The sequence below is a fragment of the Chryseobacterium sp. JUb7 genome (assembly GCF_024806495.1).
GTDB lineage: Bacteria > Bacteroidota > Bacteroidia > Flavobacteriales > Weeksellaceae > Chryseobacterium.
On sequence record NZ_JANUFF010000014.1, the window covers coordinates 106,895 to 116,407 of the forward strand.

A 9,513-nucleotide genomic window follows, 5' to 3' on the forward strand; every position below is an offset into this window, starting at 1 on the left:
AGGATCAGGGCGGCTGTTGAAAACTGCCCTGTTTTACTTAAAATTTTTAAATTATGAAAGCTAAGATCAAGCTGGCATTCCGGATTGTTATCGATCAAAATGCTACGTTGGCGTGGGACAAATATGTCTTTGATGATACCTATTTTGAATATAAAATTCAGCATCAGGTTTTTGATGATAAAGAAAATCCGGTAAAAAACTATTGGGAGCTGCTGGCAAAAAATGCTCATGCAGAAAGAATTCCTTTTTTGGTAAGTGCATCAGTAACTCATTATATCTCTCAGTTAAACGGAGAAATAAAAAGTCTTCCGGATGTTTTAGGAAATACATTTTTCCCTGTGGAGAGCTTTAAGCTGGACCTCATCAGTTCAAATATAGAAGATCCGTCAAAGCATAAGATCGGGCTCACTTTTTTTACGCCTCAGCTAACTTTAGTTGACATTATTGATAACAAATATCTTTTAAGCAAAAATCTAAACTATGAAAATGGTCTTGAGACATTTATGTTTTCATTTCATCCACAGGTGTCGATTGCTTATTATGATGGAATTTAATTTTTCTTAATTAAGAGCTGACTGTATTTATTGATAAACCCAAGCCACCATGTGGCCTATTATAAGATGATTTTTTAAAGAGAATCGCCGCTGAAATTCAGCGGCGATTTATTTTTACAGATTCTGAATTTCTGGTTTTACTACTTTCCCAAACAATTCAATTGACTTCATCATCACTTCGTGTGAAGGATCTCCGACATCCATATGACCTATGAATCTTGTGATTCCAAAAATCTCTTTAAGATATGCAATCTTATCTACTACTTCTTTCGGGCTTCCGATAAACAAAGCACCATCTTTAGCTCTTCCTCCTTCATACTGCATTTTTGTGTACGGCGCCCAACCTCTTGAAGATCCGATTCTGTCCATCTGAGATTTGTAGTTATGAAAATACCCGTCAATTACTTCTGGATCATCACTTACAAATGTATGTGAATGAACGGCAATCTGCATTTTTGACACATCATGACCTGCTTTCTGATATTCCTGTTTATAAAATTCAATTAAATTTTTAAACTGAACAGGCATTCCTCCGATAATAGCTACCACCAAAGGCATTCCTAATTGTGCCGCACTTAGAACCGACTGAGGAGTGCCTCCTACCGCTCTCCAGATTGATAATTTCCCATCGTTTTTCGCTCTTGGATAAACGGTTTGATTTTGCATGGGTGCACGAAGTTTTCCTGACCATGAAACATTTTCTTCCGAATTTATTTTTAGTAATAATTCTAATTTCTCGTCAAAAAGCTCTTCATAATCATTCAGGGAATATCCATATAAGGGAAATGACTCGATGAAACTTCCTCTGCCTACAAAAATCTCTGCACGACCATCAGAAATTAAATCCAGTGTTGAAAAATCTTCGTATACTTTTACAGGCTCAGAGGAACTTAAAACCGTTACCCCACTGGCCAATTTTATATTTTTGGTGATACTTGCCGCAGCAGCCAACACCATTTCCGGTGATGAAACAGCATAATCAGGGCGGTGATGTTCTCCCATTGCAAAAACATCAATTCCCACCTCATCCATTAATTTTACCTGCTCAAGAATTTCGCGGATTTTAATTCCCGCATCTTTATATTTTCCGGTTGTCTGATCCAATGATAGATCGCCAAACATTCCTATTCCTAATTCCATATTGTTGATTTTAGATACGCAAAATTAGGGTAATAGAAACTCAGAAACATTGATCTTTGATAAGAATGGGTGTGCTATTTCTTTTGTTTCGCAACAAAAGAAACAAAAATTCAAGACTTAGCGCTTCAGTTTCCTATGTCGCGTTAGGTTATGAAACAAAAAATCCAGTCTATAAGACTGGATTTAGAGTATTTATTTCTTTAAATTCTGATCAAAATAATCTGTTATTTTCTGCATAAGGTGTACTCTGTCTTTTCCGATCACGTTGTGCGGGTGACCAGGATAAACGAAGTAATCTAATTGTACTCCATTATCAACGGCAGATTTGATAAATTTAACAGAATGTTGCCAAACAACCACGTCATCCTGTGCTCCGTGGATCATCAGAAGCTTCCCTTTAAGGTTCTGAACTTTATCCAATAGATTGGCAGCAGCATACCCCTGAGGATTTTCCTGTGGAGTATCCATATATCTTTCACCATACATAATTTCGTACATTTTCCAGTCGATTACAGGACCTCCTGCAACACCTACTTTGAAAACATCAGGCTTACGAAGCATAAAACTTGTGGTCATAAATCCACCAAAGCTCCAACCGTGGATTCCCATTTTCTCTGAATCCACATAAGGGAGTGACTGCAGATACTCTACCCCTTTCATCTGGTCATTCATTTCTGTTGTACCTAAGTTTCTGAAAACAGCCTGTTCGAATTTCATTCCTCTGTTGGCAGAACCTCTTCCGTCCATTGTAAAAATAATGTATCCGTTTTGAGCCATATATTCATACCAAAGATTTCCTGAAGCCGGGAATGTATTTGTAATCAGCTGAAGATGCGGCCCGTTGTATAAATACACAATAACCGGATACTTTTTATTCGGATCAAAATTCGTTGGAAGAATCATTTTCCCATATAAAATTGTTCCGTCATCAGCTTTTAGGTTAACACTTTTAATTTCGGGTCTCTGATAATTTTTTAAGGTATTTTCAGCTGTTAAAAGGTTATTTGTTTTTAAGGTACTCGTATTGATAATGTTGGCAACTCTTGGCGTATTGGCATTGCTGTAAACATCATACAAATAATTTCCATCATTGCTTAAAACTCCTGTATGAACTCCTTCTGCATTATCCATTCGCTGCATTTTGAAGTTGGTCCAGTTGATTCTGTACAAATGTTTTTCCAAAGGTGTCTCTTTCGTAGAAGTGAAATAGATTTCCTTTTTCTTTTCGTTGAAACCTAAAATCTCAGTAACCAGCCAATCTCCTTTCGTGATCTGAGAAACCAGTCCTTTTTCCAGACTATAATGGAACAAATGATTGTACCCGGTTCTCTGGCTTTGCCAAATAAAATCAGTGTTTGAATTCGGGAAGAATGTCAAAGGATGTTGTGGCTCAACATATTTGCTGTCTGTTTCTTCGAATAATGTTTTTATTAAATTTCCTGTTGCTGCGTCATACTGATTCATTTTCATATGATTCTGACCTCTGTTCAGAACGCCTACAAAAACATATTTAGAATCAGGACTCCATGTGATCGCCGTTAAATACTGATCTTTTTCACCTTCAATATGTAAGAAAGTGGTCGATTGATTTTTAATATTAAACACGCCCAATGTAACATGATGAGAAGCCTGACCTGCCATCGGATATTTGATGTTGTGGTTCACAGCTGGAGTTACCGACCAGTCAATAATCGGATAATCTGCCACCATCGTCTGATCCATTCTGTAGAAAGCTACACTTTCAGAATTAGGAGCCGGGAAAATTCCGGTATCAATACCAAATTCGTTTCGGTGAACATTGGCAGCGCCATTCAGAATATTTTCATCTGAATCATTGGTTACAGCAATTGTTTTTCCATTTTTATTAACGAATAAATTATTCTTTACCGTAAATGCAAAAGTCTGATTATCTCCGAACACCTTTATATTTGATGCATTTTCATCTACGGCAACAGAGCTTTTTGTTTTCCAGTCACTTCCTGATTTTTCAACCCATACCATTTTACCATTCGAATTGAAATATCCGTGGGAATTGCTGATGAACTTAATTTGTGGAACTGCTTTGAATTTGTTATCCGTAAGATTTTTATTCAACTGAGTTAAAGATACCAATGTATCCTGTTTACTCGTCTTCAGATCAGTAATCAAATATCCGCCTTTTACAGCCTGAATATAGGATTTCCCATCATTAGACCATGAAAACTGAGAGATATTTTTAACCGCTAAGTTTGTTCTTAAACCATTAACAGCCTCCGCCATCGTAAATTTTTGAGTCTGAGCAAATGCACTGCTACCCAAAACCAGCATCAATAAAGATAATTTATATAATTTCATTGCATAAAATTGAATCCATCAAAAATAAGAAATAAAAATCATTCGTTAAGAAGTGTTAAATTAAAACATTTGTAAAGTCTTGTTGATGCTCTGGTTGGGATTAATTCTTAACTTAATATAAAAGTTTGGTTGACTGTTTTTAGTTCATAGTTGCCAGATTTGATGCTGAATGTCAGCATAAACCTACTTCATTGATTACAATGACTGTCGGTTTCAATTTTATCGAAATTAGCTCGTCAAAAAGAAAGGAAGTTGTAGGATGAAAGTTTTAAATGATCGTGGATAAGTTTTGAAAAATATCATAAAAATCATTTCTTATCCTACGTCAATGATTTGTACCTATCTCGTGATCTAAATTTGCACTATAAATAACAATAAAAAAATATATTACAATGGCAACAAAATGGAACCTAGACCCAGCACACAGTGAAATTACTTTTAAAGTAAAACACATGATGATTTCTAATATCAAAGGAAACTTCACCAGTTTCAATGCTGAAATCGAAGCTGACGACGATTCTTTCGCAAATGCTAAAACTACAGCTACTATTCAGACGGATTCTATCTCTACGCACAATACAGACAGAGATAACCACTTGAAATCTGCAGAGTTTTTCAATGCTGAAGCTAATCCTACGATCACTTTCGATTCTCAGGCTCTGAACGGAAACGTAACAGGAAATTTAACCATCAACGGAATTACAAAACCTGTAAGTTTAGAAGTAGACTTCAACGGAATCAATGTTGACCCATGGGGAAATACAAAAGCAGGATTCTCTTTTGAAGGTAAAATCAACAGAAAAGATTTCGGACTAAACTGGAACGCTGCTCTTGAAGCGGGAGGTGTAATGGTAAGTGAAGAAGTAAAACTTGCCGGAGAATTACAGTTCGTAAAACAAGCATAAGAATATAAGAACCAAGGTAAAAGAGCAAAGGAAAATGTTAAAATTACCTTTGCTCTTTTTTTATTTAACAATAATTAAAAATGAACCTCAACGATCTACAAAACATCAGCGATAATTTTAGAAACACTCAAAGAATGCCGGTTTTATTTCTGGGACACGGCTCTCCGATGAATGCTATTGAAGAAAATCAGTTTGTTCAGGGATTCAGGCAGGCTGCAAAGGAAATTCCAAAGCCCAATGCCATTTTGTGTATTTCGGCTCACTGGTTTACCAACGGTACGATGGTTACTGCAATGGATATGCCTAAAACAATACATGATTTCGGAGGTTTTCCCCAGGCTTTGTTTGATGTTCAGTATCCTGCTCCGGGAGATCCCGGACTGGCAAGGGAAACGGCTGAACTTTTAGCTCCTGTTTTGGTAGAAGAGGATCATAACTGGGGTCTGGATCATGGAGCGTGGTCAGTCATCAAACATATGTACCCTGAGGCTGATATTCCTGTGGTACAAATGAGCATTGATTATACAAAACCTCCTCAGTATCATTTTGATTTAGCCAAGAGACTGAATAAACTTCGCGAAAAGGGAATTCTAATCATCGGAAGCGGAAATATCGTTCATAATCTCAGATTAATAGACTGGAGAAATATCAACACCGTCGGAGTCGGCTGGGACTGGGCTATTGAAGCTCGCGAAAAAACCAACAACTGGCTTTTGGATGGTAATTTCCAGCACATCATTGATTATCAAAAACAAGGAACCTCATTACAATATGCGATTCCTACTCCGGATCATTATCTGCCACTGATTTATTCACTAGGACTAAAAGACAAGGCCGAAGAACTTAGTTTGTTTAATGATGAATTGATTGGAGGATCCCTAAGCATGACGAGTGTGAGAATAGGATAATGTAAAGTCTTTTTTTATCACTATAAATTTAGTAATATTGTTTACCATGAAAAAAACGATATTACTTTTTTTATTTTTATTTCCATTATATATTTCGTTCTCTCAAGTTATTAAAGGAAATATAATCAATGATGCTGAACAGCGCATTCCGAATGTAAATATTTATCTGGACGGAACCAAAACAGGAACTGTTTCCAGAGAAGACGGAAGTTTCACGATGGAATTACCTGCCAACACTACCGGAAATCTTGTTTTTCAAAAAGAACATTACGAAACATTCAGTATTCATACTTCCCAGGTTATCAACAAAACACTAAAAGTTGTTTTAAATAAAACGAATGAAATCGAAGAAATAGAGATCATTCCTTACACCGAAGAAGCCTATAAAAATTTTATCACTTATTTCCTTGATAATTTTATCGGTTACGACCGTGAAAATGTGAAAATCAAAAACCAGCGCTCTTTAAAATTTGCTTACGATAAAAAGAATCAGACCTTAAAAGTAAAAGCTCCCAAAACATTATTAATAGAAAATAAAAATCTGGGCTATGAGATCGAGTATAACCTCATCACTTTTTCTGCAGATTTCGGAGCTAAAATGGTCAATTATACAGGAACAAGTTTTTTCAAGGAAACGAAGAGCAGTCCAAAAATAAAACTTAACCGCATGAATGCTTATGACGGAAGTTTACTCCATTTTTTCCGAAGTATTTATAACAATAAAATTTCCGAAGCTCCGTTTATAGTCAATCATATTGTTAAAATTCCAAACCCGAAGTATCCAACCGACGAGGAATTAAAAACGCTTAAAAACTTCATAGAGATTGCAAAATCTACGGGAATGCGCAATGCTCCGGATGATATTCTTGATATTTCACAAAGAAAAAACAGTCAGAAACCTTATGCACTGGCTATTACAAAAACCCTGATTCCCGATTCTGACTATGTAAAAAGAAGTGATGGGAAAATTCTTTTCAGCTTTAAAGATATGCTTCAGGTGAACTATCAGAAATATTATTATGAACTGAAAGGAAAAGAGTTTCTAAAAACCAAAAATCCGGTTTTACTGTCATCTTTTCTACATCCTGAAGGTGAAACTTTTGAAGTTTCAAAAGACGGAAACATCACAACTCCGGATTTACTGATCACAGAAGGAGATTTTTCAAAAAATAAGATCGAAAATATGCTTCCTCTGGATTATCAGCTGGGAGATTAATTCTGTAATGCCTCCGTCTTTATTAATTAAAATTATCTATTGAACAGCCTGTAAAACATTAATATTTCCATATCCGTAATCTGAGTTCGGATTTGGATAATATGTAGAAGACTGTCTCATTTTATTCAAAACCTGATCTCTTGTCCACGATGGATTTTTAGACCATACCAGTGCTGCAATTCCGGCTGTGGAAGCTGTTGCTACAGAAGAGCCGCCTACATAGTTGGTCTGTCCATTATAATAACTTAATACCGGAATATTATTTCCTGACGACCTTTCCATCTGATAAGTAAAATCAATTTCAGAACCTGAGTGGCATACATCGCACTTTTGATTGGAAGTATTTTCCTTTACCCCTGTGATGGCCTGTGTTTCAGACATCCAGGCCGGAAAAATTACGCCTACGAAATTGGTAAAACTTGTAGAAGTTCCGCCGGCACAGAAAATTAATTTTCCTTTTGAATAAGCATATTTTACTCCATCTTCAATTTTTCCAACAGAAAAAATATGCCCCATTGACATTGAAATAATCTTTACGTTATTATTATTTCCAAGTTCTGTAAAGGCTATTTTAACTCCATTTTGTTCGTGATACCCATCTAAAACAACATTTGAAGCTGCTCTGTAGGTTACCAGATTAGAATTATAAGCTACCCCGACCGGCTGTCCCTGATTATTTCTCGGAGCTGCTATAGCAGAAGCCATACTCGTTCCATGACCGCATTTATCTGCAGAACCATCGTACCCTGTACTCCATGGCCATACGGAATCTACATAAACTCCATTTTTATTGATTGTTCTTCCCGATGAAAGTCCATTATTAAAACTACTTCCCAACAGGCTCTGCTCTGAGGAAACTCCACTGTCAATCACTCCGATAGTAACACCTGCCCCGGTACTGTAACTCCAGGCACTGGTGATATTATGTTTCGCAAAAGACCAAGGAGCTTTTGCATTGGGTGTTACTGTTGAATAATCTGCTGTGCTTAAAGCAGTGGATTCAAATCCGCAGCCTGATGAACTGCCACTGGACTTTGCCGTTCCGTTGAATTTTCTTTCATTTTCAAAATAATGATAATCCGCAGGCTCCACATATCGGATATTTTTCATCTTCCGAAGAGCAATAATGGTTTCCTGCTTTTCGATAATGACATCCATCTGATTGAGATATTTATCTGCAGTCAGCAAAACACGGCTGGCCGCTTTTCCTTCATACTGTTCGATTAATTCTAAAATATCATTTTGAATATTTTCACTGTCGGAAGACAAGCTTCTGTCAAAATCATTTTCTGAGGACCCAAAACCGATGGAAGCAATTTTATTCCCCTGAAGAACAGCACTCCACACAAAATGATCGGTAGATTTCTTCCATGAAAAGCGCTCTCCGTTTTTGATGGTTGTATTAATTTTTTCGTTGATTTGTTTTGAATCCAGCGGATCTTTCTGGGCAATTTCAATTTGAGAGTTTCCGCTTTGAAGTTCTTCTCTGTTGCAGGATATGAAAGTAACAGACAAAATAAATAAGTAAATGACACTTTTTTTCATATAAAATAATTTTGGTTGGTCTATCCAAGATATCACTTTATATTGAATTAGAATGATCAGAAAGTTAAATTTACGTGATCAGTCCATTAAATTTATTATGTCAAAAATAATACATCACAGTATTTTCTCATAGCAGACGCTTTTATCAATTCCAATATACTGTCCGTAATTCGGTATTCTTTGATAGTCGCTTTTTTCATATACCGAAAGTGCTTCGTTTTGCTCCAAAGAACTTTCAAGAACAGCTTTTTTGTAGCCGGATTCTACAGCCCAGATTTCTAATTCTTTTACAATTGCCGTTGCCAGGCCTTTTTTTCTGAAATCAGGATTGGTATACATTCTTTTGATCTCAACAGTATCCTCTCCAAATTTTTTGAAGGCACCGCAAGCCGCAGGAGTTTCATCGATATAAATAACAATACAGTTTTTAATCATATCAATTTTATTAAACTGGTCATAAAATGCATGATCATCACCATTACGAATTGCCAGATCGGCATCAAGAAGTTTAACTAAACTCTGAAAATCTGTATTGGAAGAATCTGTTCTTTTTATTGTCATCGTTTTGTCTTTTACAATTGCAAAATTACTGATTTTATATTTTTCCACGGACCACACAGATAGCTTATTTTTAGACTGACAAATCTAATACTAAATGTATGATTGACGGTGTCAGATTGAGCTTGCTGAATCTTACATTTTTTTGAGATAGGTTTAAACAAATCTGATCCTTTCAAAAAAACATCCATGAAAATTTATGCGATTCGTAAAAAACAAGAAAGGCTTCCATTTTCGGAAGCCTTTATATTATTATGCTGTCCCGTCCTACAATAAGTTTACACAAAATAGACTTATTATGGAAAATCGAGATAAGATAAAAGCCAAGCGCACGCAGCGAGATTATACAATGT

The 9,513-nt window shown here is 36.1% G+C and carries 8 protein-coding genes; 4 read left to right on the forward strand and 4 right to left on the reverse strand.

The features are described 5' to 3' along the window. Positions 1–53: 53 nt before the first annotated feature. On the forward strand, positions 54–554 hold the full coding sequence (locus tag M2373_RS19945) for a hypothetical protein (RefSeq protein WP_259113018.1): 501 nt from the start codon (positions 54–56) through the stop codon (positions 552–554). A 114-nt stretch (positions 555–668) separates the two neighbouring features. On the opposite strand, the gene M2373_RS19950 is transcribed toward M2373_RS19945, so the two are convergent. Together M2373_RS19950 and M2373_RS19955 are read right to left on the reverse strand one after the other, a co-directional pair. Continuing rightward, a complete protein-coding gene (locus M2373_RS19950) occupies positions 669–1,694 on the reverse strand; it encodes an LLM class flavin-dependent oxidoreductase (protein ID WP_259113019.1) in 1,026 nt (341 codons plus the stop codon). Between the two features lie 192 nt (positions 1,695–1,886). Further along, a complete protein-coding gene (locus M2373_RS19955) occupies positions 1,887–4,028 on the reverse strand; it encodes a S9 family peptidase (protein WP_259113020.1) in 2,142 nt (713 codons plus the stop codon). Positions 4,029–4,420: 392 nt separating this feature from the next. Here M2373_RS19955 and M2373_RS19960 point away from each other — a divergent pair, with 392 nt between their 5' ends. From M2373_RS19960 to M2373_RS19970, 3 genes are all read left to right on the forward strand, one after another. Further along, positions 4,421–4,933 carry a YceI family protein gene (locus M2373_RS19960; RefSeq protein ID WP_259113021.1) on the forward strand — a complete coding sequence of 171 codons (513 nt, stop codon included), beginning with the start codon at positions 4,421–4,423 and terminating at the stop codon, positions 4,931–4,933. 80 nt (positions 4,934–5,013) lie between these two features. After that, on the forward strand, positions 5,014–5,841 hold the full coding sequence (gene ygiD, locus M2373_RS19965) for a 4,5-DOPA dioxygenase extradiol (protein ID WP_259113022.1): 828 nt from the start codon (positions 5,014–5,016) through the stop codon (positions 5,839–5,841). 46 nt (positions 5,842–5,887) lie between these two features. Further along, positions 5,888–7,057: a carboxypeptidase-like regulatory domain-containing protein gene (locus tag M2373_RS19970; RefSeq protein ID WP_259113023.1), complete on the forward strand. Its 1,170-nt coding sequence runs from the start codon at positions 5,888–5,890 to the stop codon at positions 7,055–7,057. 36 nt (positions 7,058–7,093) lie between these two features. Here M2373_RS19970 and M2373_RS19975 read toward each other — a convergent pair whose 3' ends face one another. Both M2373_RS19975 and M2373_RS19980 read right to left on the reverse strand, forming a co-directional pair. Then, positions 7,094–8,602 (reverse strand): S8 family peptidase, encoded by a 1,509-nt coding sequence (locus M2373_RS19975; RefSeq protein ID WP_259113024.1) that lies wholly within the window; start codon positions 8,600–8,602, stop codon positions 7,094–7,096. 114 nt (positions 8,603–8,716) lie between these two features. Then, entirely contained in the window at positions 8,717–9,163 is a 447-nt protein-coding gene (locus M2373_RS19980) for a GNAT family N-acetyltransferase (protein WP_259113025.1), read from the reverse strand. Between the last annotated feature and the right edge of the window lie 350 nt (positions 9,164–9,513).

Excerpts from the sequence above, each read along its gene's own strand:
- M2373_RS19945 (WP_259113018.1), top strand. The coding sequence starts at position 54 with ATGAAAGCTAAGATCAAGCTGGCATTCCGGATTGTTATCGATCAAAAT.
- M2373_RS19950 (WP_259113019.1), bottom strand. The coding sequence starts at position 1,694 with ATGGAATTAGGAATAGGAATGTTTGGCGATCTATCATTGGATCAGACA.
- M2373_RS19955 (WP_259113020.1), bottom strand. The coding sequence starts at position 4,028 with ATGAAATTATATAAATTATCTTTATTGATGCTGGTTTTGGGTAGCAGT.
- M2373_RS19960 (WP_259113021.1), top strand. The coding sequence starts at position 4,421 with ATGGCAACAAAATGGAACCTAGACCCAGCACACAGTGAAATTACTTTT.
- ygiD (WP_259113022.1), top strand. The coding sequence starts at position 5,014 with ATGAACCTCAACGATCTACAAAACATCAGCGATAATTTTAGAAACACT.
- M2373_RS19970 (WP_259113023.1), top strand. The coding sequence starts at position 5,888 with ATGAAAAAAACGATATTACTTTTTTTATTTTTATTTCCATTATATATT.
- M2373_RS19975 (WP_259113024.1), bottom strand. The coding sequence starts at position 8,602 with ATGAAAAAAAGTGTCATTTACTTATTTATTTTGTCTGTTACTTTCATA.
- M2373_RS19980 (WP_259113025.1), bottom strand. The coding sequence starts at position 9,163 with ATGACAATAAAAAGAACAGATTCTTCCAATACAGATTTTCAGAGTTTA.